This is a genomic window from Enterobacter sp. BNK-34 (assembly GCF_048684445.1).
Lineage (GTDB): Bacteria > Pseudomonadota > Gammaproteobacteria > Enterobacterales > Enterobacteriaceae > Enterobacter > Enterobacter pseudoroggenkampii.
This window is the reverse complement of sequence record NZ_JBLQUA010000001.1, coordinates 3,441,008-3,467,908: the sequence shown is the minus strand read 5'-3', so window position 1 is coordinate 3,467,908 and position 26,901 is coordinate 3,441,008. Positions and strand designations below refer to the sequence as shown.

Sequence of the window (26,901 nt, the reverse complement as noted above, 5' to 3'; positions counted from 1 at the left end):
TTTAGGTATTGACTCTTATTGTTCAATCCGCGCGGGGATCGTTCGGGTTTAATATTGTATTGCTGATGTTAAATATATTGTAACTACATTTTTTAGTTATAACGCTAACTCACCCTCTGCTTATAAAAAGTTTGCACCTCGCAATGGCTAAAGCCTGTTAAAAAGTTAACATCTGGTGTTACAATCATTTCCGATAAATTGTTTTTATAACTCATTCAACCGGCAGGTTTCTGCACTCTTTCAACAAGTTGTTAAAGCTAAATATTACACAGTAAGATGTGTGATGAATTACATTACTAACTAACTATTTAATAGCGGAAGTTTTTCTTAGTTGAGCACGAACAGAAAATCTGTCGCCACATATAATTAACAATTCCTTTTCATTTCATTATATAAGTATCACAATGGAATATTTAGTTAGCTAAATATAAAATTTTTTTAATGCTTTACATTTTTTTTAATCAAGAGTATTACTTTTTAACGCCATATATAGATGAGGAATGGATGATGCATATATCGTATATTGATACGTACTTACCAGGATGTAATATCAACAATGAAGAGCTTGGAAGTAGATTAAACTTCAAACCTCAGTTAATAGAAAAATTATTTGGGAACTATGGGCGTCACTTCTCAACCAATCTAAAAACGGGAGAGAACACAGCATCGTGCACTGATTTAATACACTTAATGATGCAAAAGCTTATTTCGTTAAATGATAATGGAATGAGGGACATTGATTTTGTCCTGGTATCAACAGCTACTCCTGACTTGCTTTTACCCACCAGCATCAATGAAGCGTGTAGCATGATAGGGTTCAAAAATATTGAGACCTACCAAATCATTGGTGGCTGTTCTGGTGCCGTACAAGCATTAAAGATGGCTGATTATATGCTCAAAAGTGGCCTGCACCATAAAGGGTTAGTAATTGGCGTCGAATGTTCAAACAAGTTCCTCAATCTATTTGATGAAACCAAGACTAAAGTTGAACCGAAAGAAATGGTTAACTACTGTCTGTTTGGTGATGGCGTTGGTGGTTGTATTGTTAGCTCTGAAAGAACTTCGGGTTCTGTCTATGTGAAAGGTATTGATTACAAATACAATGGATTGCAGGAAAAAATTGGCCAACTGGCTAACTGGAGCGGCTCAAGGAAAGATTTTGATGATGGGCAACCTATGCTTAAAGAGGAATATAAATTAATTGAATGCTTAGTCCCTAAATTAACAAATGAGACATATAATGAGTTAAAAAACAAATACTCATCCAAACGAGACATCAGATGGTTTATGCCTCCTCAGCTGTCGGGACGTATGGTTAATAATATTTGTAATGGCATGAACATTCATGAGAGTAAAATCCTTTCGCTTGTTCATGAGATCGGTAATTGCGCAAATGCAGCTTTGTATTTTCAACTGAAAGAGTTTTTTGATCTATCAGATGAAGGCGATGAAGGGATTGCCATATCAATCGAATCATCACGGTGGTTATCTTCTGGTTTATATTTAAAAAAAGGAATATTAAAATGAACCTCGACTTATTGAAAAAAATAAGAGAAGAGAAAACAAAAAACTATAATGGAATGAAAAAAATAAATAGTCTTTTCTTATGTAACCTCAGTCACAAAGCTGGGCTTTCTCTCATGAAGCATGGCGCTTCAGCGCTTGGTGTATTTCTTGATTTTATAGATATTGAATACAGTGATTTCTTTACCCTTCTAAATTTCAAAAAGGAAGATCTAAAGAGTTACAACCTTCAGAATATATATATTCTTTTGGATGAAAACTACTATCTTGATGAGTTTGGTCATTGCGAGGACATTGCATTAGCCAGACAGAACCTTTCAAAATTAAAAGATGAAATTAACGCCTCTCTGAAGATACTAGAGGAGTTGACTTGCAATAAAATAGACATTGTAATTTCAACTCTTTATTTAAACAGTGAGTGCATAAATGAATATATAAGTTTAGATGAAAGGAACGCACTGTCCGATTTGGTTTTTGACTTCAATATGTTTCTTGCTAAAAAGAGGGATGAAAGCAAGCACAGCATACACCTCGTAAGCATGGCAGGGTTTAGAGGTAAAAGCATTGAGAATATATATTCTGAACACAACACAGTAGCCAGTTTAGATTACCTCAATTTCTTTAGTGAAAAATCAATAAGTTACCTTCGTTTAAGCGAAGGTAAATCATTAAAGTGCATAATCACAGACCTGGATAACACTGTTTGGGGAGGTGTAGCTGCTGAGGGAGAGTATGAGAATAATGACTTGTATAACCAGGGAGCTTACAGGAAATATCAAAAGTGGTTGAAATGCATGCACAGACAAGGTGTTATCCTCTCAATATCCAGTAAAAATGATTTTCATGTAATAAAAGACTTTTTCTCAGAAAAGACACACGCGCTGGAAATTCAGTGGTCGGACTTTTCGTTCCCTGAGATAAACTGGGATAATAAAAGTGATAATATTTTAAAAATATGCAAAAACCTCAACTTAAGCCCTGAGCATGTTCTTTTTGTAGATGATAGTGATTTTGAGTTAGAGGAAGTAACCAACGCCATACCTAACATTAATACATTCCACTTTTCTAAAAATATAGATGAAAACATATTCAAGTTAGTTAATAGCGATTTTTTTATTAAAGGTGCTATCACATTAGAAGACCGCCTCAGGAATGAAAGCTTTGCCAATAACATTAAAAGAGATGAGTTTTATAGGAGCAATAATTCCAAAGACGATTTTTTAAAAAACATATCCATGGAATTATCTGTCAGTAATTGTACCCCAGAGAATCACCCCAGAACTTCCGATCTAACTATGCGTACCAATCAGTTTAACCTGACAACCATGCGAATGGATACCACAGATGTTCAAAATTACGTGTCGGAACATTCAGGACAAATATTGCTTTTCAGATTCAGTGATAGATTTGGTAGTTATGGGATCATTGGCGCCTCATTTCTAAAAATTGAAGCAAACGCATGTTTGATCGAAAACATTGTCTTGAGTTGCAGAGTATTTGAACGAGGGGTCGAGTTTGCAATCATAAAATCCATAGGTTCTTTTGCTTCAGCAGAAGGTTGTTCTAAACTAATCGGCAGCTTTATTGCAACGATTAAAAATAAAAAATTCAAGAATTTTTATACTGAATGTGGCTTTGGAAAAATTAGCAATAATATATTTAGCATAGACATCGATGATCTTGATGTTTCTGAAAAATGTAAAAATATCACTATACTAAGGAATTAAAATGGAACCTAATGAATTTATTGATTTTCTTAATCAAAAAACTGGCATGAATTTGAAGCATGACCAGGTTGACACCGATTTGACTCAAATCGCTGAGTGGGATTCATTGACCTTTGTATATACAATAATGGAACTGGAATTCAGAAATAGCATCACATTAAATGTTGAAAAAATATTAAAATGCAACACCTTGCGTAAGATATTAAAGGTTGTAAATGATGAAATACAAAAAAATTGATAGCAACAGAAAGCAAACTCTTATTTTTCTGGAGCTGGCTAAAGCCATCAGAGGTGTTGCATTAATCGATGAAATAAAATCCCATCGACAATACACAAAATATGCCACATCACTCCTTATTAAGTCGATTAGTGACGCTCTTGATGAGGAACGACATCTAAATTGCATGATTAAATACGGAAGCGACAATAAACTGATCGAATTACAAGATATATCTGCGAGATTGACCGTATCATACGAAAACGATGGTCTATCGACTGGAGTCTACTCTTCTGTTATCACCAACACAAATAATATGTCTACGTTAGAAGTATACAGAGCCATATCTGATTTAAAAAGCAAAGGAATAAGCAGTTTTGATGACTCCAAACGAATTAGGATGTTACAGAGATTGCCATTTTTTTTTGCAAAATGGGTTTCGAAGTTCATTTTTTACTTTCACCCTGCCGTTCAACGTGATTTTTTCAGGAGCTTTACTGTCACCTCCTTAGGGAAAAAAAGTTTAAAATTGTGCATCCCTATATCAGGCTCAACGTTTACATTTCAATTAGGATCCCCCAAAATTTTAGATGCAGATGAGTGCTTGTTTAATATTGTCATGATCTACGATCATCGAGTTATTGATGGCATTCAAGCTTCAAATCTTCTGGACAAGATAAAAACCTTTTATTCTAAACATTTAAATGATTTAGGGCAAACAGATGTATTCGTTGAATGAATGTAAGAAATTTGTCTCTTTGCATGCTAAGACATTAAACCTCGGGAAGGATTTTACTAATTCATTATCCCTAATCACTACGCTATCCGACGACTCACCCCATGGTTGGGCAAGAGTGTTTTCAGAGGAGGCTGACAAACAATTAAAGAAAAATCAAACGGAGAAAGCATTAGGTTACTTAAACATTGCACGATTCCCGTATGCAGATACTCCCGTCCAAAAAGAAGCATATAAACGCTATCTTTCACTATTCCATAAAGAATACGTAGAAACAGGCTTTCTGGAAAAGAAGAAGACAGATAATGGAAAATCAAGCTTCTATTACAAAAAGGGAAAGTCAAAAGTCACAGTTATCATTTGCGGAGGAATAATCTCTCTTAAAGAACAATGGATACGGGCATTAAAAACCTTCAATAAGTTGGGGTGCTCAGTAGTGCTGTATGAAATGCCCGGCGTAGGTGAAAATCGCGAAGCCTACGATAATAAATCACTTAATCTATTCTCGCACATCATTGATTCGATAGGTTTTGCTGATGATGAAATATGCCATGTTGTAGGAATAAGCTTTAGTGGTTACTTTGCATTAAAAGATACCTGCACTGACGCAAGAATTAAATCAATAACTATGACAGGAACACCGCTTGTGGATTTTTTCCACGACCGTCAGTCTTTTGACAGGTCGCCGGAAATTACGAAAGATATACTTGCATATTTGATTTCCCAAAAACACCCCTTAAAAGATTCGCAAAACTCGCTTTATAACTTCCTGGACGAGCACTTCCCAAGAATTAACATTATTAGAAATGATATAGCCATTTACTACTCGCAAAGTAAATTTGATGAGGTTATTTCTGCCAATGAAGTGCAGGCATTAGTCAAAGGTTTTGATGATATTTATTTACTTTTGTTACCTGATGAGCATGGCTCACCAAAATTTTACAAAGTTGTCTTTATGTTCGTTTTATGGAGTATATCAAAAACCATCAATGCCAATTGGTTTGTACCTCGAATGCTAAGAGCGGGGATACATTTACTATATGTTATCCTTTTAATAAAAAAGGCTTTCCCTTGCAAACATAAAGAGTCTGCGGGCACAGAGATACCGTCAGTTCAGGGGGAAAATATATAAAGAGTCAGTGGTATTTTGCAACGATCATGAAAGGGAATGCGCTGGCTTCTGCTTACTCTCCCATGGCACGTAGCGGACCGCCTGAAGTGCCGAGCGGTCTGCGATGAGCGAGAAGCAAACATCAGGAATAGTCATACAGTCGGTCACCTGACGTACACAGGCTTAAGGGTGTATGCAAAACGATATGAAAATCATAATAAATATGGCTGAAGAAGACTTTGTTATCTCTTTCTCCAGGCTGGTTTATAATTGACTGCTTGCTCGAAGCCAAAACGAGGGTAATATGACGCGGTAAGATAGTTCCGGGCACCAAACTATCACCTCCTCAGCGCTTCAACAATTGCCCCCTCCATTTTCTCGGGCGTAGTCATCGGTGCAAAACGCTTGAGCGGTTTACCGTCGCGTCCGATTAGAAACTTAGTAAAGTTCCACTTAATCCGCTCGCCCAGCACGCCGGGCAGTTCGTTTTTCAGATAACGAAACAGCGGATGCGCTGCGTTACCGTTAACCTCGACTTTCTCAAACATCGGGAAGCTCACACCGTAGTTGATGTAACAGGTTTTCGAGATTTCGTCGGCGCCTCCAGGTTCCTGTTTGCCGAACTGGTTGCAGGGGAAGCCCAGCACGACTAATCCTTCATCGGCGTATTTCTTGTATAGCGCTTCAAGGCCACCGTACTGTGGCGTGAAGCCGCACTGGCTGGCGGTATTAACGACCAAAACCACCTTTCCTGCATAGTCGGCCATTGAGATAAGCCGCCCATCCATACGGGTGGCGGTAAGTTGATAAAAGCGAGTCATACTGAAATCCTCAAAGCAGGCCGAAAAGTCACGGTAACCATCAACGAGCCGCCACCGTGTAGAAAGTTTACATTCACGCAGGCTATTTGTGATACATTCCTGGCGCGCCAATGACCACCACACTCGCTACCAGGTATGCAGAACATAACAAAAAAAATTATCTGGCTTCTGCTTACTCTCCCACTCCTCAGCGGTTGTGGCACGCTCTCGCAAATGTCCTCCCCGGAAGGTACTCAGGAACTTCTCACCCATGATTCACTGGATGGCGACGTTGACAGCGTGGTGCGTCACTATATGGCGCAAAAATCCGTTCCCGGGATGACGGTCGCGGTGATCCATAATCACGGCTCACCGCAGTTTTACACCTGGGGCGTAACCGATGCGGTCAATCGCTATCCGGTCAGGCCCGATACCCTGTTTGCGCTTGGCTCGCTCAGCAAAGGGATCACGGCGGAAGTGGTGGCTTGTCTGGTGAATGAAGGGCAACTGAACTGGAACGATAACCTGGCGACATTGCTTCCGTCGGGGACGCCGCTTAGCGCGGATGCACAAAAAATCACCCTGCTTGAACTGGTAACCCACACCTCCGGCCTGCCGCGTCAGAATATGGATGTTCCGATGCTTGGAAAATTCATAAGCTACTTAAGCACGGGCGATAATTTCTACGGTGAGCTGGATAGCGATAACGTGCTGCGCTACCTCGCCGACTGGCGAGCGCCAAAGAATAAAGTGCCGCAATACTCCAATACCGGCTACGCCCTGATCGGCTATATCCTGAAACACAAAACCGGCGAAGATATCCAGAGTTTAGCCTCGCGCTATATTTTCCATCCGCTGCAAATGGCTAACAGCAGCTTTACGCCCCGGCAGCTAAAAGGGTATCCACAGCGGGCGCTTGGCCACGCGGGCGATCAGCCGAAGTTTATCCCGCGCGGGCAGCTCACCCCGGACTGGCATTTTTCCAACAACATGGTGGCGGCAGCGAGCTTATACAGTAACGCCGAAGATCTGGCTACCTATGCCCGCTATCACGTCTCAACGACCCACAATCCCCTGCTGGACAGCGTCTTTGCCGAAGTGAGAAATACCGATATTCAACGTCCCGACGGGGTACAGGGTATTGCCTGGACCACCGACTTTATCGGTCTGGAAAAAATCACCTATCAGGTCGGTTATATCGGCGGCTACTCCAGCTTTATCGGCTATGACAAAGAAAAAGGCAATGCGGTGGTGGTGCTGCAAAATACCTTTAACTGGAGTAATTACATTGGCATCGCGCTATTGATGGATATGGCGAAAAAAGACAGCCTTATTACCTCTGGCAACCGTTTTGCGAGTAATGGGATGCCTGAACGCGTTTATCAGCAATAACGGTGAACGCCCGCCGTCAGATTCAGGCCTGATGTGCCAGATCTTCACGAGTCGGCCCCTGAAAGTAGATGGTACTAATATGGCAACTTCGAGGCTGAGTCAGCACAAAACGCATCGTTTCCCAGATAGACCGTCCATTAACCAGACGCTCCCCCATTCTTGTTTGATTATCGACATGCGCATCTAAACCGGTCAGTTCAAAATCAGGCGGATACAACCCGGTTACCCGAATATTTTCTTTGGATAAGTGTTCTGACAGTTTCGTTGTAAATCCGCTGAGCCCGTGTTTGCTGGCAAAAAAAGCGGGATGGGCAATGGAATCTGTAAAATTCGGAATACCGCATGCGGAAATAATCGCAATGATGTCAGCGCTCTCTGAGCGTCGCAATCCAGGAAGCAGCGCCTGGGTGAGCAGGATTGAACCTGTCAGGCCTGAACTGACGGTATTGACGATTTCTGTGCTCGATTGTTCGTCTATAGTCCCTGACAGCCACTGAGCAGCATTCAGTAGTAAAATATCGATTGGCCTGTCTGCATGTAAGACCTGCGAAGAGAACTGAGAAACGGATTCCGGCTGGGCTAAATCGCAGAGATACCCTCTTGCCACACCCCCTTCAGCCGCGATGAGGGCGCAGGTTGTTTCTATATCCTCCACCCGACGGGCACTAAAATCCACGTCAACGCCCTCTCGCGCCAGCCAGACGCACAGCGCCTGACCAACTCCCCCACCGCCACCCGTGATAACAGCGCGTTTTCCTCTCAGCATAACTCTGCGTCCTTTATCGTGATGAGTCTGTGTCGGAGGATTTATAGCATGGCGAGGCGGGGTAACATCTTCCCGTTAGTGCCGTGGCGCGAACTTCCCGTCCTACACCGACGACTTCGGCCGTAAATTCTCGTCAAACGTCAGCCTCTTCCGTTCAGGCTCAACCTCGCGCAGCGGCTCGACCTGATGCATCGTCAGCTTGCAGCGCTCCACCAGTACCTGGTATTCCCGCGTGCCCTGCTGCTTCCAGGCCAGCTCCTGCTCGCTCAGCTCACGGATCGCCTTGGCCGGGCTGCCGATAATCAAATGGTTGGCAGGCATCTCCGCTTTAGCCTTCACGAACGCCGCCGCGCCGACGATGCTGTTTTCGCCGATGACCGCCCCGTCCATCACCACCGCGTTCATGCCCACCAGCGCATTGCGGCGGATCACGCAGCCGTGAAGAATGGCGCTGTGGCCGATATGCCCATCCTCTTCCACCACCGTGTCCTGCTCTGGGAAACCGTGCATCACGCAGTTATCCTGAATGTTGGCACCGTCTTTCACCACGATACGGCCAAAATCACCGCGCAGGCTGGCGTTAGGACCAACATAGACGCCTTTGCCCAGAATCACGTCGCCAATCAGCACTGCCGTTGGGTGAACGTAGCTCTCGTCAGGTACCACCGGCGTCAGACCATCAATTTGATAAACAGGCATCTTCACTCCTTATGCGCTTGTAAGACCACCAAAGCGTTGATAGTAGAGCGTGCCGGGCACGGGCAGTTCGCCCACGGAGGTTTCGCCCTTCTCGCTGACAAACGCCAGCGCCCCCGGCGCGACACGTTGATAGATATTAATGCAGAGCTGTCGGGCGCTTTGCCCCGCCCAGTGCGCGGGCAGCAACTCTTCCGGCAGCAGCGGGTCTTTCAGCACCACGCGACGATAAAAATGAATCAGCAGCAGCTGGATCTGGAAGCAGCGTTCCGGCGTCAGATCCTCCGGCGCGGCCTCTTTCAGCAGCGGGAGCAGCGGCCGGAACGAGCTGATAAACGACTCGTACATCGCGTTTTGCTCGGTTAACTGCCAGCACTCTTCTACGCGTGAACGCAGCGCGGCGCGGGAGAGCGCCAGCGGCGAGTGGGCTTCAAAGAAAATCACGTTTTCCGCCACCCCGGCATCGTGAAGCAGAGACTGCACGTCCGCCAGATGCTGCGACGGCGAGGCCATCAGGCTCGGTGCCAGCGTGCCAAACCCCTGCCAGATCAGCTGTTTTTTGACGTCGGCGAGGGTGGTTTTGTCCAGCCCTTCTGAGAGCAGCAATAGCCATTTTCCGTCCCAGGCGGGCAGTTCCGCACGGTAGATCTTATTCTCCGCACGGCGCGTCAGGCGCAGCCCCTTATCGCTCAGGCGGTAAAAGCTGCGACGCCCGATGCGGGAAACATCCAGCCAGCCCTCTTTGTTAAGGCGAAACAGCGCGGTGCGTACAAAGCGCTCTCCAAATCCCATCCCTTCCAGTAACGCGGCCAGGCTGCCGAGCCAAATCTCTCCGCCGCGATGGGAAAGCGCGTCACCGTATAACGAGGAGATAAGCGAGGTCCCGCTGACGGGAACGGAACTGACCGCGTGCTGGATAAAGGCGTCAAGTTTATTCATGTGATTCATTCTGTTGTTATTTTTGTCCTGGATGAATCATAGCACAGGACCCTCACCCTAACCCTCTCCCAAAGGGAGAGGGCCGGGGTGAGGGAAAACTTAACCGTTGGCCGCCGCTTTACGCAGGTCAAACACCCGGCAGGCTTTCCCCTCCGAGCGCGGAATGCTGCCGCAGTTCACGATCGTCACGTCGGTGGAAATCCCCACCATCGACTTAATGCGGTGGCGCAGCTGGTGACACACCTGGCAACGCTGCTCGTGCGTCAGCGTGAGGCTGCTCTCTTTCAGCTCCACCTTCACGGAAAGTGAATCAAGATGCCCGCGACGGTTCACCTCCAGCTGGTAGTGCGGCGAAAGATGTTCGAACTTCACAATCTCCTCTTCCAGCTGCGACGGGAAGACGTTGACGCCGCGAATGATCAGCATATCGTCGCTGCGGCCGCTGATGCGGTCCATACGGCGCATGCTGCGCGCGGTTGCCGGGAGCAGACGCGTCAGGTCGCGGGTGCGGTAGCGGATCACCGGCAGCGCCTCTTTGGTCAGCGTGGTGAACAGCAGTTCGCCCTGCTGACCGTCATCCAGCGGCGTGCCGTCGTTCGGGTTGACGATCTCCGGGTAGAAGTGGTCTTCCCAGATGGTCGGGCCGTCGACGGTTTCGATACACTCCATCGCCACGCCTGGCCCCATCACTTCGGAGAGGCCATAGATGTCCAGGGCGGTAATGCCTAAGCGTTTTTCAATTTCGCGACGCATGGCCTGCGTCCACGGCTCGGCGCCGAAGACGCCCACGCGCAGGGAACAGGTGCTGGCATCGCCGCCCATCTGACGCTCCAGTTCCTCAATCAGGTTGAGGCAGTAGGATGGCGTCACCATGATCATGTCCGGCTGGAAATCGCGGATCAGCTGCGCCTGCTTCTCCGTCTGGCCGCCGGACATCGGGATCACCGTCGCGCCTAAACGCTCGGCGCCGTAGTGTGCCCCCAGCCCGCCGGTAAACAGGCCATAGCCATACGCCACGTGAATTTTGTCCTTCGCGCTGCCGCCCGCGGCGCGCAGGGAGCGCGCCACGAGGTTGGCCCAGTTGTCGATGTCACCCTGGGTGTAGCCGACAACCGTCGGTTTGCCGGTGGTGCCGGATGAGGCGTGAATGCGCACCACCTGCTCCATCGGCACGGCGAAGGTATCGAACGGATAATTATCCCGCAGGTCCTGCTTGGTGGTGCACGGGAACTTACGGATATCCGCCAGCTCTTTGAAATCGTCAGGATGAACGCCCGCGGCGTCAAACTTGCGTTTGTACATCGGCACGTTGCTGTAGGCGTGATGCAGCGTCCACTTCAGACGTTCGGTCTGCAGCGCCTGTAACTCGTCAAGGGAGGCCGTTTCAATCGGATCAAGCTTTGTTGTATTTGTCATTGTAGGGTACTCACATTGTTTTTATGCTCAAACACGCTCAAGGATCATGGCAATGCCCTGACCCACACCGATGCACATCGTACACAGCGCGTAGCGCCCGCCGCGTCGGTGCAGTTCGTTACTCGCGGCCAGCGCCAGTCTGGCACCGCTCATGCCCAGCGGGTGGCCCAGCGCAATCGCGCCACCGTTCGGGTTGACGTGCGCGGCATCATCCGGCAGGCCCAGCTGACGCAGCACGCCCAGCGCCTGCGCGGCGAAAGCTTCGTTAAGCTCGATCACGTCCATATCGTTAATGCTGAGTCCGGCGCGCTCCAGCACCTTGCGAGTGGCCGGTACCGGGCCGAGCCCCATCAGACGTGGCTCCACGCCCGCCGTCGCCATCGCCACGATCCGCGTGCGCGGGATTAACCCCTGAGCCAGCGCCATCTTCTCGCTGGCGACGATCAGCGCCGCAGCGCCGTCGTTGACGCCGGAGGCATTTCCCGCCGTAACCACTCCGTTCTTACGGAACGGCGTTTTCAGACCGGCAAGCTGCTCGAGCGTGGTGTCCGCGCGCGGATGTTCATCCACGCTGAACGCTGTGACTGCCCCTTTTTTGCCCGGCACCAGCACCGGCACAATCTCCTGCGCCAGAACGCCGTTCTGCTGCGCCTGCGCGGTACGCTGCTGGCTGCGCAGCGCGAACGCGTCCTGATCGGCACGGCCGATATTTAACAATTCAGCTACATTCTCTGCCGTTTCCGGCATACTGTCAGTTCCGAATTGCTGATGCATGAGCGGATTCACAAATCGCCAACCGATGGTGGTATCGAAGATCTCCGCCTGACGCTGAAACGCGGCGGTGGCTTTGCCCATCACAAACGGCGCGCGGGACATCGACTCCACGCCGCCCGCGATCAGCAGGTCGCCGTCGCCCGCCTTAATGGTGCGCGCGGCAAAACCAATCGCGTCCAGCCCGGAACCGCACAGGCGGTTAAGGGTGGTCCCGGACACCGTCTGCGGCAGCCCGGCCAGCAGGGACGACATGCGCGCCACGTTGCGGTTATCTTCCCCCGCCTGGTTGGCGCAGCCGAAAATCACGTCGTCAATCCGCTCCAGATCGAGCTGCGGGTAGCGGGCCAGCAGCGCGCGCAGCGGCACGGCGCCGAGATCGTCGGTTCGGACTGCGGCAAGCGCGCCACCGTAGCGCCCCACCGGGGTTCGAACGCCATCACAAATAAATGCGTCACGCATCTGCCTCTCCTGTCACGCTGCCGCCGATGCGGTGAGATTTTCCGCGAAAAAGGGCGACGGTTTTCTGTTGTTGGTTCTGGATTTCAATGTCATACACGCCGGTCAGCTTGCCCTGGTGCTTCACCCGCGCGGTGGCGGTGAGCGTGTCCCCGGCAAAGCCCGGACGCAGAAAATCAATCGAGCAGCCGGAGGCTACCGCCGCCAGCCCCTGGCTGTTGCAGGCGTAGGCAAAAGCGGTGTCCGCCAGCGAAAAAAGCTGGCCGCCGTGGCAGGTTTTATGGCCGTTCAGCATCTGCGGGGTGATGGTCATGGTCACCACCGCGTAGCCCTCGTCCATCTCGACAATGTCCATTCCCATTGCCTGCGCGCAGGCGTCCCGTTCGTACATCGCGCGGGCGTTATGCCAGGCGTTATGACTCATAGCTACTCTCCAGAAGCGCGCGCTGGCGCAGCAGTGAACAGGGGCGATAACGCTCTTCGCCGTAATGACGCTGCAGGTTCTCCAGCAGCGTCAGCAGGCGCTGCCAGCCCAGGCGCTCGCCCCAGGCGATCGGCCCGCTCGGGTAGTTCACGCCGAGGCGCATAGCGGTATCGATGTCCTTCTCGCTGGCGACCCCTTTTTGCAGGGCATCAAGCGCCTCGTTGGCAATCATCGCCAGCGTCCGCCAGATCAGCAGGCCGGGATAATCGGCAATTTGCACCACCCGATGCCCCTGCTGCTGCAGGTAGCGGATGGCTTTTTGCGTCGCGGTATACGGGTTGCTGGCGGCGGCGGCAATGACCGCCACGTCACGCTCAATGCGGTCCACCACCACCACCGGGCCGTTGAGCCGCAGCGCCAGCGCCTGCGCGGTCTCGCCCTGCGTTTCAACCAGATAGACATCATCTATTTCCGTGACACCGTCACGTCTTTTTTCCACGCGCATCGGGCTATAGCTGTCGTTCACCGACTCAACCCACTGCACGTCAGGTTTGTCACCCTGCCAGTCGTACACGCCCTTCCCGCTCTTTTTGCCCAGCCTTCCTGCCAGCACCAGTTCCTGCTGAACCAGCGAAGGCAGAAAACGACGCTCCTGCCAGAAGGCGTTAAATACCGAGCAGGTCACCGCAAAGTTGACGTCCTGACCAATCATGTCGGTCAGCTCCAGCGGCCCCATCGGGAAGCCGCCGCCTTCCCGCAGGGCGGCGTCAATCACCTCCGGCGGGGCAACCTGCTCTTCCAGCGCGCGCCAGGCTTCGGAATAGAACGGACGGGCGACGCGGTTGACGATGAACCCCGGCGTTGACTGGCAGCGAACGGGCTGTTTGCCCCAGTTCAGCGCCAGCTCGCACAGCGCGTCGGCCACTTCCGGAGAGGTCGCCAGCCCGCTGACCACCTCCACCAGCTTCATCACCGGCGCCGGGTTAAAGAAGTGCAGCCCTGCGACCCGCTCCGGGTGGTGGACGTCCGCCGCAATCGCCGTGACGGAGATGGAAGAGGTATTGCTGGTTAGCACCGTCTGCGGCGGGCAGATCTCAGCCAGTTGAGCAAACAGCGCCTTTTTCACCTCCAGACGCTCTGAGGCCGCTTCTATGACCAGATCGGCCGCACAGAGCGCGTCGATATCCGTGACGGGAACCAGCCGGGCCAGGATCTGGCTCCCGGCATCGGCGGAGAGTTTTCCGCGCGTCACCCGGGAGGCCAGACGCTGGCGGATCCCGTCGATGGCCCGCGATATCGCATCGCTGGAGATGTCGTAGATCAGCACCTGATGACCGTGGCTGGCGGCGACTTCGGCAATCCCTGCGCCCATCGTGCCGCTGCCGATCACGGCGACAGTCCGTATATTCAGCATCTTATTTCCCCGTAAAGTTCGGCGCGCGCTTCGCCAGGAAGGCGCTGACGCCCTCGCGGTAATCGTCGCTGCGCCCGGCCAGGCGCTGATAGTCGCGCTCCAGATCGAGCTGGTCGTCCAGGGTGTTGGTTTCTGCAGCGTTGATCGCCTGCTTGATCAGCCCCAGCCCGAAGGTCGGCTGCGACGCAAAATGCAGCGCCATCTGCTGGGCCGTGGTGGAGAGCTGCTCGTCATCCACCACCTGCCAGATCATCCCCCACGCCTGCGCCTGTTCGGCGCTGAGTTTGTCCCCGAGCAGCGCCAGCCCCATGGCGCGGGCGCGTCCCGCCACGCGCGGCAGCAGCCAGGTACCGCCGCAGTCCGGCACCAGGCCGAGCTTGCTGAAGGCCATCACGAAGTTGGCGGAACGGGCCGCAATCACCATGTCACACCCCAGCGCCAGCGTGGCCCCCGCACCTGCCGCCACGCCGTTAACGGCACAGATGACCGGTTTCGGCAGCTTTGCCAGGCGGCGAACCAGCGGGTTATAGAAGGTTTCAACGGACATCCCCAGATCCGGCGCCGGGCCGTTGGGGTCGACGTTGCGGTCGTTCAGATCCTGACCAGCACAGAAGCCGCGCCCTGCCCCGGTGATCAGCAGGCAGCGCACGGTGTCATCACGCTCGGCCTGTTTCAGGCACTCGGCCAGCTGCTGGTGCATCACGTCGTTGAAGCTGTTCAGACGCTCCGGACGGTTCAGCGTAATGGTCATCACGCCCTGTTCTACATGACTGAGAATAAATTCCACAATTAGCGTCCTTTAAAGTCGGGGGGGCGTTTTTGTAAGAAGGCGTCGATGCCCTCCCGGCGGTCTTCGGTGGCGGAAAGCAGCGTAAACAGCTGGCGCTCCTGCGCGAGCCCGGCCTGGAGCGGTACCTCCTGAGACTGGCGCAGCGCCTGTTTCGCCGCCTGCAGCGCCAGCGGCGAGTGGCGCGCCATCAGGGCCGCCTGCTTCAGGGCATACTCCAGCGTCAGCGCTGCCGGGAAAACATCGCTCACCAGCCCGGCGCTCAGCGCCTGTTGTGCAGTTATGCTCTCGCCCGTCAGCACCATTTTGCTGGCCAAGGATTTCCCGACGCTGCGAATCAGACGCTGGGTGCCGCCCGCGCCGGGCATAATGCCGAGCGTGATTTCCGGCAGGCCGAAACGGGCGTTGTCACCGGCAATCACCACGTCGCACAGCAGCGCCAGCTCGCAGCCCGCGCCCAGCGCGAAGCCGTTCACGGCGGCGATCAGCGGTTTGCTGAACGCGTTAATGCGTGCCCACAGCTGTGGGCGAATATCGTTCAGGGTGGCAGACAGGTCTTTCTCCGCCATTTCGTTGAGATCGGCCCCGGCGGCAAAGCAGCGCTCGCTGCCGTAAATCACGCAGACGGCAATGTCGGCATCCACGGCGGTGGCCTCAAGCTGTTCCGCAAGCTGGGTTAACAGCGCGTTGTTGAGGGCGTTGCGCGCCGCCGGACGGTTGAGCGTCAGCTGCAGCACGCGGCCATGACGGGTAGCAATAAGTTCGCTCATGCCATCCCCTTCGCGTCGAAGTCGACAATCACGTCGGCGGTTAACGGCAGCGACTGGCAGCTCAGCACATACCCGGCGGCCAGCTCGTCCGGCTCCAGGCTGTAGTTGGTCGCCATGTCCACTTTCCCGCGCAGCACTTTGCATTTACAGGTGGCGCAGACGCCGCCCTTGCAGGCATACGGCAGATCCGCGCCCTGACGCAGGGCGGCATCGAGAATACTTTCATCATCTGCCGTCAGGGTGATTTCACGGTCGCGCCCGTCCTGGCGCACGGTCACTTTCTGGCCTTCCGCCTGCAAGTGCACCGCGCGCTTAACGGTGATTCCGGAGGTGTTAAAACGCTCAAGGTGAATGGATTTGTCCGGCATCCCCAGCGCCTTCAGCGTGGCTTCGGCGTCGTCCATCATCGCCGACGGGCCGCAGATAAAGGCCTCGTCGTACTGGCGGAAGTTGATCAGGGTTTTCGCCAGCGCCTGCAGTTTTTCCCCGTCGATGCGGCCATAGAGCAAATCGCTGTCCAGCCGCTCCTGGCTGAAGATGGAGACCAGCTGCAGCCGCTGCGGGTATTTGTCCTTCAGGTCCGCCAGCGCCTGGCGGAACATCATGCTCTGGCTGCTGCGGTTGCCGTAGATCAGGGTGAAATGGCTGTTGGGCTCGGTCGTTAGCGTAGCGGAGATAATCGCCAGCATCGGGGTGATCCCCGAGCCTGCCGCAATCGCCAGGTAGTGGCCTTCGCGTTCGGCCTGTGGCTGGTAGCCAAACTGCCCCTGAGGAACCATCACCTCCAGCGCCATGCCCGCTTTGATCTCATCCAGGGCATAGCGGGAGAAGCGCCCGCCTTCAATCGCTTTCACCGCCACGCTGATTTCGCCCGGGGCGGTACTCCGGCAGATGGAGTAGCAGCGGCGCAGCTCGTCCCCGCCAAGCGTCGTTTTTAACGTCAGGTGCTGGCCGGGACGGAAGCGGTAGGCGTCCTGCAGCGCCTGCGGCACCGCGAACGTGATGGTCACCGCGTCGCGGGTTTCGGGTTCCACTTTTGCCACTGTTAATGAATGAAACGTTGTCATGGCAGCCTCAAATACATTTGAAATAGTCGAAGGGCTCACGGCAGGTATTGCAGCGGTAGAGCGCTTTGCAGGCCGTCGAGCCAAATTCACTGATAAGCGAGGTGTCGGTGCTGGCGCAGCGCGGGCAGCTCACCTCCACCGGCGCGTGCGCGTGACAGCTATGCCCCACCGGCGGACTGATACCGTACGCCCGCAGGCGCTCGCGCGCGTCGGCGGTCATCCAGTCGGTGGTCCAGGCGGGTTCAAGCTGAAGCACAATGTGCACCGGGGTAAAGCCGTGCGCGGTCATCGCCTCGCGGATCGCCCCCAGCAGGTGTTCCGTCGCCGGACAGCCCGAGTAGGTCGGCGTAAAGCCGATAACCCAGCCTTCCCCCTGCGCCTTCACGCTGCGCACCATGCCTAAATCGGTGATGGTTAACACCGGCACTTCCGGGTCCGGGATCTGGCTTAGCAGCGCCCAGATCTGCGGGATTTGCGCGGGCGCGATGTCGACGAGGCGTTGCATAGCGTTCTCCTTTACCACTGCTGACCGGGATACGCGCGCTGGAGATACTGCATTTCCGCCAGCATCGGGCCCAGATGTTCGGTATGCAGCCCCTGCTTGCCCCCGGTGCGGTACGCCACCTCTGCGGGCACCTGCAGGCAGGCTTCATTCAGACCGGCATACACTTCGCTTTCCCACGGCTGGCGCAGGAGACGCGGATCAACCGCCACGCCGGACTCAATCAGCGCCAGCTCGACGTCATCGGCTTCAAACAGCTCGGCCGTAAAACGCCACAGGCTGTCGATGGCCTGCTGCATTTTTTGCGCGGACGTTTCGGTCCCGTCGCCCAGACGCACCAGCCAGCCGCGGCTGAAGCGCAGGTGGTAGCGCGCCTCTTTAATCGCTTTGGCGGCAATGGCGGCAAGCTGGCCGTCGCGGCTTTGGGTCAGGCGTTCGTACAGCGCCACGTTCCAGGCATCCATCAGGTACTGGCGGGCAATCGTGTCGGCGAAGCTGCCGTTCGGCTGCTCCACCAGCAGGAGATTGCGGAACTGGCGCTCGTCGCGGCCAAACGCCAGCGTGTCTTCATCGCCCTGGCCTTCCCGCTCCGCGGCATAGGTCAGGAAATTGCGCGCCTGGCCCAGCAGGTCGAGACCGATATTGGCGAGCGCGAGGTCGATCTCCAGCTCCGGCGCGTGGCCGCACCAGGCGCCGAGACGCTGGGAGAGCACCAGACCGTTGTCGCCCAGACGCAGGGCATAGGCAGTCACTGAATTCATTCTTTGCCTCACATATGCTCGATGCCGTCAGGGATGGTGTAGAACGTCGGATGGCGGTAAACCTTGCTTTCCGCCGGGTCGAAGAACTCGCCTCGCTCTTCCGGCTGGGAGGCGACAATCTCGCTCGCCTTAACCACCCAGATAGAACAGCCTTCGCTACGGCGGGTGTAGGCATCACGCGCATTTTCCAGCGCCATGCGATCGTCGGCGGCATGCAGACTGCCCACGTGACGGTGGGATAACCCTTGTTTGCTGCGTACGAACACTTCGTACAGCGGCCAGTAGACATTGCTCATCGTGATTCCTCTTAAGCCACTTTGCGGGCGTGTTGTTTTTCCGCGTGCGCCAGTGCGGCTTCCCGCACCCACGCCCCCTCTTCCCAGGCTTTGCGTTTGGCGGCCAGGCGTTCGTGGTTGCAGATGCCGCGCCCGTTAATGACCTCGTCAAACTCCTGCCAGTCGATCTCGCCGAAGCGATAATGACCGCTCTCTTCATCCAAACGCAGGTCGGGATCGGGCACCGTCATGCCCAGCATCTCCACCTGCGGCACCGTGTTGTCGACAAAGCGCTGGCGCAGCTCGTCGTTGCCGAAGCGTTTGATTTTCCACGCCAGGCTGCGGGCGCTGTTCGGCGAGTTGTCGTCGTTCGGCCCGAACATCATCAGCGCGGGCCACCAGAAGCGGTTGATGGCATCCTGCAGCATCTGGCGCTGAGCCTCGCTGCCCTGAGCCAGCGCCATGCAGGCTTCAAAGCCCTGACGCTGGTGGAAGCTCTCTTCTTTACAGATTTTCACCATCGCGCGGGCATAGGGACCGTAGGAGGTTCGGCACAGCGCCACCTGGTTGACGATGGCCGCGCCGTCCACCAGCCAGCCGATCACGCCGATATCGGCCCAGCTCAGGGTCGGATAGTTGAAGATAGAGGAGTACTTCATTTTGCCGTCGAGCATCTTCTGGTAGATGTCTTCCCGTGCGCAGCCCAGCGTTTCCGCCGCGCTGTAGAGGTAGAGCCCGTGTCCGGCTTCGTCCTGCACCTTCGCCAGCAGGATCGCTTTTCGACGCAGCGTCGGGGCGCGGGTGATCCAGTTTCCTTCCGGGAGCATGCCGACAATTTCGGAGTGCGCATGCTGACCAATCTGGCGGATCAACGTCTTACGGTAGGCGTCAGGCATCCAGTCCTGAGGCTCAATCGCCGTCTCCTGCGCTATGCGCTGCTCAAACCGTTGTTCTTGCGTCACGTCATCACCTTTATGATTCGTTAGTTTGCAAATCAAAGCGTAATGTTGAATCACTTTGTTTTTTAAAAGTTACACAAAGGTTAAATACAACCCCAAGAATTGTTTCCTTGTTTTGTGATATCGCTCGCAAGGCTTTTACTGCAGGTGTACTGAAGAGCGTCCTCGCGCGCCGCGTTTCATCAGAGCGGATCACAATGTTAACAATTCATTAAAACTCAGCTTGATTTTTATGATTCATGATCAAACTATTAATGGGTAAATTACGTAACATTTGGAGATAAGCGATGCAGCAGTTAGCCAGCTTCTTATCCGGTACCTGGCAGTCTGGCCGGGGCCGTGAACGCACTATTCATCACGCCATCAGTGGCGAAGCGCTGTGGAGCGTGACCAGCGAAGGGCTGGACATGGCGGCCGCCCGTCGCTATGCGATTGAGCGCGGCGGCGAAGCGCTTCACGCGATGACCTTTATCGAACGCGCGGCCATGCTGAAGGCGGTGGCAAAGCACCTGCTTAGCGAGAAAGAGACGTTTTATGCCCTGTCCGCCCAGACCGGCGCCACGAAAGCGGACAGCTGGGTCGATATCGAAGGCGGGATCGGCACCCTCTTCACTTACGCCAGCCTGGGTAGCCGCGAGCTGCCGGATGACACCGTGTGGCCGGAAGACGAGCTGATCCCGCTGTCAAAAGAAGGCGGCTTTGCGGCGCGCCACGTCCTGACCTCAAAATCCGGCGTGGCGGTGCACATCAACGCCTTTAACTTCCCCTGCTGGGGAATGCTGGAAAAGCTGGCGCCGACCTGGCTTGCCGGCATGCCTGCCATCATCAAACCCGCCACCGCCACCGCGCAGGTGACTCAGGCGATGGTGAAATCCATCGTCGACAGCGGGCTGGTGCCGGACGGTGCCATCAGCCTGATCTGCGGCGGCGCCGGGGATCTGCTCGACCAGCTCGACAGCCAGGACGTGGTGACCTTTACCGGCTCCGCCAGCACCGGGCAAAGCCTGCGCGTGCACCCGAATATTGTGGCGAATTCCATTCCGTTCACCATGGAAGCCGACTCCCTGAACTGCTGCGTGCTGGGGGACGACGTCACGCCGGAGCAGCCGGAGTTTGCCCTGTTCATTCGGGAAGTGGTGCGCGAGATGACCGCCAAAGCCGGGCAGAAATGTACGGCCATTCGCCGCATTATCGTCCCGCAAAACCAGACTGACGCCGTGAGCCAGGCGCTGGTTGCCCGGCTGGAAAAGGTGGTTATGGGCGATCCGGCGCAGGAAGGGGTAAAGATGGGCGCGCTGGTCAACGCCGAACAGCGTGCGGACGTGCAGGAGAAAGTGGAGCAACTGATCGCCGCAGGCTGCCAGATCCTTCTGGGTGGCAAAGCGGATCTGCAGGCCGCGGGCGCGTTCTTCCCACCGACCCTGCTGTTCTGCCCGCAGCCGGATGAAACTCCGGCAGTGCACTCCACCGAAGCCTTTGGCCCGGTCGCGACGCTGATGCCGTATCGCAACGCGCGCCACGCAATGCAGCTTGCCCGCGCGGGCGGCGGCAGCCTGGCGGGTACGCTGGTCACCGCAGACCTGGACATTGCCCGCCAGTTTATTACCGGTGCGGCGCGCGCCCACGGGCGTATTCAGATCCTCAACGAGGAAGCCTCGAAAGAGTCCACCGGCCACGGTTCCCCGCTGCCGCAGCTGGTGCACGGTGGCCCGGGGCGCGCGGGCGGCGGCGAAGAGCTGGGCGGCCTGCGCGCGGTGAAGCACTACCTGCAGCGCACCGCCATTCAGGGCAGCCCGACAATGCTGGCCGCCATTGGCAAGCAGTGGGTGCGTGGCGCAACGGTGCAGGAAGATCGCGTGCATCCGTTCCGCAAATACTTTGAGGAGCTACAGCCGGGCGACAGCCTGCTGACGCCGCGCCGCACCCTGACGGAAGCGGACATCGTGAACTTTGCCTGCCTGAGCGGCGACCACTTCTACGCCCATATGGACAAGATCGGCGCGGCAGAGTCGATCTTTGGCGAGCGCGTAGTGCACGGCTACTTCCTGATTTCCGCCGCTGCGGGGCTGTTTGTTGATGCGGGCGTCGGGCCGGTCATTGCCAACTATGGCATGGAAAACCTGCGCTTTATCGAGCCGGTTAAACCGGGCGATACCATTCAGGTGCGTCTGACCTGCAAGCGTAAAACCCTGAAGAAACAGCGTACCGCCGAGGAAAAACCGACGGGCGTGGTGGAATGGGCGGTTGAGATCTTCAACCAGCACCAGCAGGCCGTGGCGCTCTACTCCATTCTGACGCTGGTGGCGCGCCAGAAGGGTGATTTCAGCTAAGTTCCCTGCTCCTCATCCTCTCCACAATGGCTGAGCGCTCTCAAGTAATGTGCAAGCAGAAGCAATAACGCTGCTTTTAGAATGGCTGAGGGCCTTCAGCGATGCCCTGGTCCGGCTGTAAATCGCTGAGGCGTTTGCCTTCCGGCCGGGGCGAGGCGCAGGGATGCGCCGAGAGGGCGGGCTTTACAGGGATGTTACCTCCGCCCGTACCCGATAAGCCGGAAGGAATAAGCCGAAGGTACCGCGCAGCGGCGATTTACCGCCGGGAGCCCGGGTCGCCAGGGTGGTGGCGACTGAGCCACCCTGGCACGTTCACAGGTCATGTCGTTACAGAGTAGCAAGGAACATAAAGTGAACGGAATGACCACCAGTGCCGTATGTTCCCCCTCACCCCAGCCCTCTCCCTCAAGGGAGAGGGGGCCGTCTGTGCTGACATCATTTGTGGGGTTCCCTCAGCCTCAATGGGGAGGGGAAATGGCCCGGCATGTGATTTACCCCCGCTCTTTTTTTAACCTGGCAAGGCTGACAAATAATCTGGCAGATGCAGGCAAACGCTTTTCTCAGGCGCCTGTCAGGATAAGGCTGTCACAACACAATAAACACAACAAAATGAGGTCTACGATGGGAAGCAATTCTTCTTTTTCTGCCCGTAGAACGGCGCTGGCTATGGCCGTTGCGCTGTGTTGCGCCTGGCAATCCCCTGTTTTCGCCCACGGCAGTGAGGCGCATATGGTCCCGATGGACAAAACGCTGCAGGACTTTGGCGCCGACGTTCAGTGGGATGATTACGCACAGATGTTCACCATTGCAAAAGACGGCGCCTTTGTGAAGGTCAAACCGGGCGCTAAAACCGTCATCGTCAACGGGAAAACCCTCAAGCTCGAGGTGCCGGTGGTGATGAAAGGCAAAAAAGCCTTTATCTCTGACAGCTTCATCAACGATGTTTTCCAGTCCGGTCTTGACCAGACTTTCCAGGTTGAAAAACGCCCTCACCCGCTAAACGCGCTGACGGCGGACGAAATTAAGCAAGCCGTTGAGATTGTCAAAGCCTCGGCGGATTTTAAACCGAATACCCGCTTTACCCAGATTGCCCTTGCTGAGCCAGAGAAAGCCAAAGTGTGGGACTTTGTGCTTAACGGTACGGCGGTGGATGCCCCGCGTCAGGCGAAGATCGTGATGCTCGACGGAAAGCACGTTATCGAAAGCCTGGTGGATCTGAAGGATAAAAAAATCCTGCGCTGGGAGCCTGTGAAAGACGCGCACGGCATGGTGCTGCTGGATGATTTCACCGCGGTTCAGCAAATCATCAACGACAGCACGGAGTTTGCCGAGGTGCTTAAAAAGCACGGCATCACCGACCCGAAAAAAGTGATTACCACGCCGCTGACCGTCGGCTATTTCGACGGTAAAGATGGCCTGAAGCAGGAAGATCGCCTGCTGAAAGTGGTGAGCTATCTGGACGTTGGCGACGGCAACTACTGGGCGCACCCGATTGAAAACCTGGTGGCCGTGGTCGATCTTGAGCAGAAGAAAATCCAGAAGATTGAGGAAGGCGCCGTTGTTCCGGTTCCGATGACGCCGCGCCCCTACGATGGCCGCGACCGTATAGAGACGCCTAAAAAACCGCTCGACATCATTGAACCGGAAGGCAAGAACTACACCATCACCGGCGATATGGTGCACTGGCAGAACTGGGACTTCCACCTGAGCCTGGACTCCCGCGTCGGCCCGATGATTTCAACCGTCACCTATAACGACAACGGCAAAAAACGCCAGATTATGTATCAGGGGTCGCTCGGCGGCATGATCGTCCCTTACGGCGATCCGGACGTGGGCTGGTACTTTAAAGCCTATCTCGACTCCGGCGACTACGGCATGGGCACCCTGACCTCACCGCTGGTACGCGGTAAAGACGTGCCGTCAAACGCTGTGATGCTCAATGAAACCATCCCGGATTACACCGGCGCGCCGATGGAGATCCCGCGCGCGATCGCCATTTTCGAACGCTACGCGGGCCCGGAATACAAGCACCAGGAGATGGGCCAGCCGAACGTCAGCACCGAGCGCCGCGAACTGGTGGTGCGCTGGGTGAGTACCGTGGGCAATTACGATTACATCTTCGACTGGGTGTTCCATGAAAATGGCACCATCGGCATTGACGCCGGCGCGACGGGTATCGAAGCGGTGAAAGGCGTGCAGGCGAAAACCATGCACGACGCCACCGCCAAAGACGATACAAAATACGGCACGCTGATCGACCATAACATCGTGGGCACCACGCACCAGCACATCTACAACTTCCGCCTTGATATGGACGTGGACGGCATCAACAACAAGCTGGTGGCCATGGATCCGGAAGTGAAGCCGAATACCGCCGGTGGCCCGCGCACCAGCACCATGCAGATCAATCAGTACGATATTGATACCGAGCAGCAGGCGGCGCAGAAATTCGACCCGGGCACGATTCGCCTGCTGAGCAACACCCGTAAAGAGAACCGCATGGGCAACCCGGTCTCGTACCAGATTATCCCTTACGCGGGCGGTACACACCCGGTGGCGACCGGCGCGAAATTTGCCCCGGACGAGTGGATCTACCATCGCCTGAGCTTTATGGACAAACAGCTGTGGGTGACCCGTTACCACCCGGATGAACTTTACCCGGAAGGAAAATTCCCGAACCGCTCCGTGCACGACACCGGGCTGGGTCAGTACAGCAAAGATAACGAGTCGCTCAACGATCAGGATGACGTGGTCTGGATGACCACCGGCACCACCCACGTGGCCCGCGCGGAGGAGTGGCCGATCATGCCGACGGAATGGGTGCATACCCTGCTTAAACCGTGGAACTTCTTCGACGAGACGCCAACGCTCGGGAAAAAGAAAGACGAACAGAAATAAATAACGCACCGGGCGCAATGCCCGGTTTTTCATCTATTTACTTGCTGAATGCCTCTCCCCGATTATAGTTATTTCTACCTCGTTTATTCCCATTGCATTTCTTGAACCACTTTCAGCCAGGACACGAAGTTTCCACGAACGACGTAATACACCACTGAGAGGTTAGGATGAAATTCAATTTGATCGTCAGGAGTCTTGCTCTGGCTGGATTTGTTATTTCCGTTAGCTCCACCTATGCCGCAGAAGCCCCGAAGGATGCCACGGCCGCAACGCAACAAGCCAATAACGCCCTGTTTAATCAGCTTCCTTTCTCCGATAACACCGATTTTACGGACGCCCATAAAGGCTTTATTGCCCCTATTCCTCAGGAAATTATCAAAGGGGAACAAGGCAATATCATCTGGAACCCGCAGCAGTATTCGTTTATTAAAGAAGGCGATAAAGCACCGGACTCCGTTAATCCAAGCTTATGGCGTCAATCTCAGCTGATTAATATTAGCGGCCTGTTTGAAGTGACCGACGGCGTATATCAGATCCGAAATCTTGACCTGTCAAATATGACCATCATTGAAGGGAAAGACGGTATTACCGTGGTTGACCCGCTGGTGTCGGCAGAAACGGCGAAGGTCGGGATGGATCTCTATTTTAAACATCGCGGCAAGAAACCGGTCGTCGCCATCATTTATACCCACAGCCACGTTGACCACTATGGCGGCGTGCGCGGCGTGGTGGATGAAGCGGACGTGAAGTCCGGTAAAGTGAAGGTCTACGCGCCTGCCGGGTTTATGGAAGCAGCCGTTGCCGAGAACATTATGGCGGGCAACGTGATGAGCCGCCGCGCCAGCTATATGTATGGCAACCTGCTGAAGCCAGATGCCAAAGGTCAGGTGGGTGCCGGTCTTGGGACAACAACCTCCGCCGGGACGGTCACGCTGATTGCCCCGACCAATATTATCGAGAAAGATGGGCAGAAAGAGGTTATCGACGGCCTGACCTACGACTTTATGCTTGCGCCTGGTTCCGAAGCGCCATCGGAAATGCTCTGGTATATCGAAGAGAAAAAAGTCATTGAATCCGCTGAGGACGTGACCCACACCCTGCACAACACCTACTCGCTGCGCGGAGCGAAAATCCGCGAGCCGCTGCCGTGGTCGAAATACATTAACCAGGCGATTGTGCGCTGGGGTGATAAGGCCGAAATCATCATGGCACAACACCACTGGCCGACCTGGGGCAACGAAAACGTGGTCAAACTGCTGAAAAGCCAGCGTGACCTCTATCGTTACATTAACGACCAGACGTTGCGTATGGCGAACGAAGGGCTGACGCGAGACGAAATTGCCGCGAACTTTACGCTCCCGGATTCACTGGCGCATACCTGGGCGAACCGCGGCTATTACGGTTCGGTGAGCCATGACGTCAAAGCCACCTACGTGCTGTATCTGGGCTGGTTTGACGGCAACCCGGCGACGCTGGATGAGCTGCCGCCGGAAGAAGGCGCGAAGAAATTCGTTGAGTATATGGGCGGCGCGGATGCCATCCTGAACAAGGCGAAAACCGACTTCGACCAGGGGAACTACCGCTGGGTGGCGCAGGTGGTGAGTAAAGTGGTCTTTGCCGATCCAAACAATCAGGCGGCACGTAACCTGGAAGCGGATGCGCTGGAACAGCTTGGCTATCAGGCTGAATCCGGCCCGTGGCGTAACTTCTACCTGACCGGTGCGCAGGAGTTGCGTAACGGCGTGGTGAAAGGTCCAACGCCGAATACCGCCAGCCCGGATACGGTACGCGCGATGACGCCAGAGATGTTCTTTGACTACCTGGCAGTCCATATCAATGGCCAGAAAGCCGGTGAGGCTAAATCGGTGTTTAACATTGATTTGGGCAGCGATGGCGGGAAGTACAAACTCGAGCTGGAAAATGGCGTGCTGAACCACACGGCGAACGCAGAAGCAAAAGATGCGGATGCGACGCTGACGCTCAACCGTGACACCCTGAATAAAATCATTCTCAAGGAAGTGACGCTGAAACAGGCTCAGGACAGCGGAAATGTCAAAATAAGTGGCGACAGCGCGAAACTTGATGCCATGCTTAGTTACATGGATAAGTTTGATTTCTGGTTTAACATTGTGACACCGTAACGGTGCATGCAAAAGGGCG

At 54.3% G+C, this 26,901-nt stretch carries 24 protein-coding genes; 9 read left to right on the top strand and 15 right to left on the bottom strand.

The window, feature by feature from the left end; genetic code table 11:
- Positions 1-504: 504 nt before the first annotated feature.
- The 5 genes from ACMGG5_RS17055 to ACMGG5_RS17035 are packed head-to-tail and all read left to right on the top strand — an operon-like array spanning position 505 to position 5,336.
- Positions 505-1,527 carry a 3-oxoacyl-[acyl-carrier-protein] synthase III C-terminal domain-containing protein gene (locus ACMGG5_RS17055; RefSeq protein ID WP_420278227.1) on the top strand — a complete coding sequence of 341 codons (1,023 nt, stop codon included), beginning with the start codon at positions 505-507 and terminating at the stop codon, positions 1,525-1,527.
- On the top strand, positions 1,524-3,251 hold the full coding sequence (locus ACMGG5_RS17050) for an HAD-IIIC family phosphatase (RefSeq protein WP_267214770.1): 1,728 nt from the start codon (positions 1,524-1,526) through the stop codon (positions 3,249-3,251). Before ACMGG5_RS17055 ends, ACMGG5_RS17050 begins: the two co-directional genes overlap by 4 nt.
- 1 nt (position 3,252) lies before the next feature.
- Positions 3,253-3,489, top strand: coding sequence for a hypothetical protein (locus tag ACMGG5_RS17045; RefSeq protein WP_090417092.1), 237 nt, complete (start codon positions 3,253-3,255; stop codon positions 3,487-3,489).
- Positions 3,467-4,207, top strand: coding sequence for a hypothetical protein (locus ACMGG5_RS17040; protein WP_248272094.1), 741 nt, complete (start codon positions 3,467-3,469; stop codon positions 4,205-4,207). Before ACMGG5_RS17045 ends, ACMGG5_RS17040 begins: the two co-directional genes overlap by 23 nt.
- The gene (locus tag ACMGG5_RS17035; protein WP_267214769.1) at positions 4,191-5,336 is read left to right on the top strand and encodes an alpha/beta hydrolase; all 1,146 of its coding nucleotides are present in this window, start codon (positions 4,191-4,193) and stop codon (positions 5,334-5,336) included. Before ACMGG5_RS17040 ends, ACMGG5_RS17035 begins: the two co-directional genes overlap by 17 nt.
- Positions 5,337-5,653: 317 nt before the next feature.
- Here ACMGG5_RS17035 and ACMGG5_RS17030 read toward each other — a convergent pair whose 3' ends face one another.
- Complete coding sequence (locus ACMGG5_RS17030; RefSeq protein ID WP_267214768.1) at positions 5,654-6,136, bottom strand: glutathione peroxidase; 483 nt, start codon at positions 6,134-6,136, stop codon at positions 5,654-5,656.
- Positions 6,137-6,271: 135 nt separating this feature from the next.
- Here ACMGG5_RS17030 and ACMGG5_RS17025 point away from each other — a divergent pair, with 135 nt between their 5' ends.
- Positions 6,272-7,507: a serine hydrolase domain-containing protein gene (locus ACMGG5_RS17025; protein ID WP_420278226.1), complete on the top strand. Its 1,236-nt coding sequence runs from the start codon at positions 6,272-6,274 to the stop codon at positions 7,505-7,507.
- Positions 7,508-7,529: 22 nt separating this feature from the next.
- Here the strand turns inward: ACMGG5_RS17025 and ACMGG5_RS17020 are convergent, their stop codons facing one another.
- The 14 genes from ACMGG5_RS17020 to paaA all read right to left on the bottom strand — a co-directional run bounded on the left by ACMGG5_RS17020 (position 7,530) and on the right by paaA (position 19,516).
- On the bottom strand, positions 7,530-8,273 hold the full coding sequence (locus ACMGG5_RS17020) for an SDR family oxidoreductase (protein WP_420278225.1): 744 nt from the start codon (positions 8,271-8,273) through the stop codon (positions 7,530-7,532).
- A 102-nt stretch (positions 8,274-8,375) separates the two neighbouring features.
- Positions 8,376-8,972 carry a phenylacetic acid degradation protein PaaY gene (gene paaY, locus ACMGG5_RS17015; protein ID WP_059385330.1) on the bottom strand — a complete coding sequence of 199 codons (597 nt, stop codon included), beginning with the start codon at positions 8,970-8,972 and terminating at the stop codon, positions 8,376-8,378.
- A gap of 9 nt (positions 8,973-8,981) precedes the next feature.
- Positions 8,982-9,917 carry a phenylacetic acid degradation operon negative regulatory protein PaaX gene (gene paaX / locus ACMGG5_RS17010; protein WP_024908033.1) on the bottom strand — a complete coding sequence of 312 codons (936 nt, stop codon included), beginning with the start codon at positions 9,915-9,917 and terminating at the stop codon, positions 8,982-8,984.
- Positions 9,918-10,007: 90 nt separating this feature from the next.
- Entirely contained in the window at positions 10,008-11,324 is a 1,317-nt protein-coding gene (gene paaK / locus ACMGG5_RS17005; RefSeq protein ID WP_024908034.1) for a phenylacetate--CoA ligase PaaK, read from the bottom strand.
- Between the two features lie 27 nt (positions 11,325-11,351).
- Positions 11,352-12,557 carry a 3-oxoadipyl-CoA thiolase gene (pcaF, locus tag ACMGG5_RS17000; protein ID WP_420278224.1) on the bottom strand — a complete coding sequence of 402 codons (1,206 nt, stop codon included), beginning with the start codon at positions 12,555-12,557 and terminating at the stop codon, positions 11,352-11,354.
- A complete protein-coding gene (gene paaI / locus ACMGG5_RS16995; protein ID WP_032651181.1) occupies positions 12,550-12,978 on the bottom strand; it encodes a hydroxyphenylacetyl-CoA thioesterase PaaI in 429 nt (142 codons plus the stop codon). Before paaI ends, pcaF begins: the two co-directional genes overlap by 8 nt.
- The gene (gene paaH / locus ACMGG5_RS16990; protein ID WP_248272099.1) at positions 12,968-14,392 is read right to left on the bottom strand and encodes a 3-hydroxyacyl-CoA dehydrogenase PaaH; all 1,425 of its coding nucleotides are present in this window, start codon (positions 14,390-14,392) and stop codon (positions 12,968-12,970) included. The genes paaI and paaH overlap by 11 nt, the downstream gene beginning before the upstream one ends.
- Before the next feature lies 1 nt (position 14,393).
- Complete coding sequence (gene paaG / locus ACMGG5_RS16985; protein ID WP_090417101.1) at positions 14,394-15,182, bottom strand: 2-(1,2-epoxy-1,2-dihydrophenyl)acetyl-CoA isomerase PaaG; 789 nt, start codon at positions 15,180-15,182, stop codon at positions 14,394-14,396.
- A complete protein-coding gene (paaF, locus tag ACMGG5_RS16980; protein WP_420278223.1) occupies positions 15,182-15,949 on the bottom strand; it encodes a 2,3-dehydroadipyl-CoA hydratase PaaF in 768 nt (255 codons plus the stop codon). Before paaF ends, paaG begins: the two co-directional genes overlap by 1 nt.
- Positions 15,946-17,016 (bottom strand): 1,2-phenylacetyl-CoA epoxidase subunit PaaE, encoded by a 1,071-nt coding sequence (gene paaE / locus ACMGG5_RS16975; RefSeq protein WP_420278222.1) that lies wholly within the window; start codon positions 17,014-17,016, stop codon positions 15,946-15,948. The genes paaF and paaE overlap by 4 nt, the downstream gene beginning before the upstream one ends.
- Positions 17,017-17,023: 7 nt before the next feature.
- Positions 17,024-17,521 (bottom strand): 1,2-phenylacetyl-CoA epoxidase subunit PaaD, encoded by a 498-nt coding sequence (paaD, locus tag ACMGG5_RS16970; protein WP_157189095.1) that lies wholly within the window; start codon positions 17,519-17,521, stop codon positions 17,024-17,026.
- Between the two features lie 11 nt (positions 17,522-17,532).
- Positions 17,533-18,279, bottom strand: coding sequence for a 1,2-phenylacetyl-CoA epoxidase subunit PaaC (gene paaC / locus ACMGG5_RS16965; RefSeq protein WP_061715257.1), 747 nt, complete (start codon positions 18,277-18,279; stop codon positions 17,533-17,535).
- A gap of 8 nt (positions 18,280-18,287) precedes the next feature.
- Positions 18,288-18,575, bottom strand: coding sequence for a 1,2-phenylacetyl-CoA epoxidase subunit PaaB (paaB, locus tag ACMGG5_RS16960; protein WP_008502380.1), 288 nt, complete (start codon positions 18,573-18,575; stop codon positions 18,288-18,290).
- An 11-nt stretch (positions 18,576-18,586) separates the two neighbouring features.
- Entirely contained in the window at positions 18,587-19,516 is a 930-nt protein-coding gene (gene paaA / locus ACMGG5_RS16955; protein ID WP_024908043.1) for a 1,2-phenylacetyl-CoA epoxidase subunit PaaA, read from the bottom strand.
- Between the two features lie 284 nt (positions 19,517-19,800).
- On the opposite strand from paaA, the gene paaZ reads away from it, so the two are divergent.
- From paaZ to ACMGG5_RS16940, 3 genes are all read left to right on the top strand, one after another.
- Positions 19,801-21,843, top strand: coding sequence for a phenylacetic acid degradation bifunctional protein PaaZ (gene paaZ, locus ACMGG5_RS16950; protein WP_420278221.1), 2,043 nt, complete (start codon positions 19,801-19,803; stop codon positions 21,841-21,843).
- Positions 21,844-22,464: 621 nt separating this feature from the next.
- On the top strand, positions 22,465-24,741 hold the full coding sequence (gene tynA, locus ACMGG5_RS16945; RefSeq protein WP_420278220.1) for a primary-amine oxidase: 2,277 nt from the start codon (positions 22,465-22,467) through the stop codon (positions 24,739-24,741).
- 167 nt (positions 24,742-24,908) lie between these two features.
- Positions 24,909-26,882 carry an alkyl/aryl-sulfatase gene (locus tag ACMGG5_RS16940; protein ID WP_420278219.1) on the top strand — a complete coding sequence of 658 codons (1,974 nt, stop codon included), beginning with the start codon at positions 24,909-24,911 and terminating at the stop codon, positions 26,880-26,882.
- Positions 26,883-26,901 lie beyond the last annotated feature (19 nt).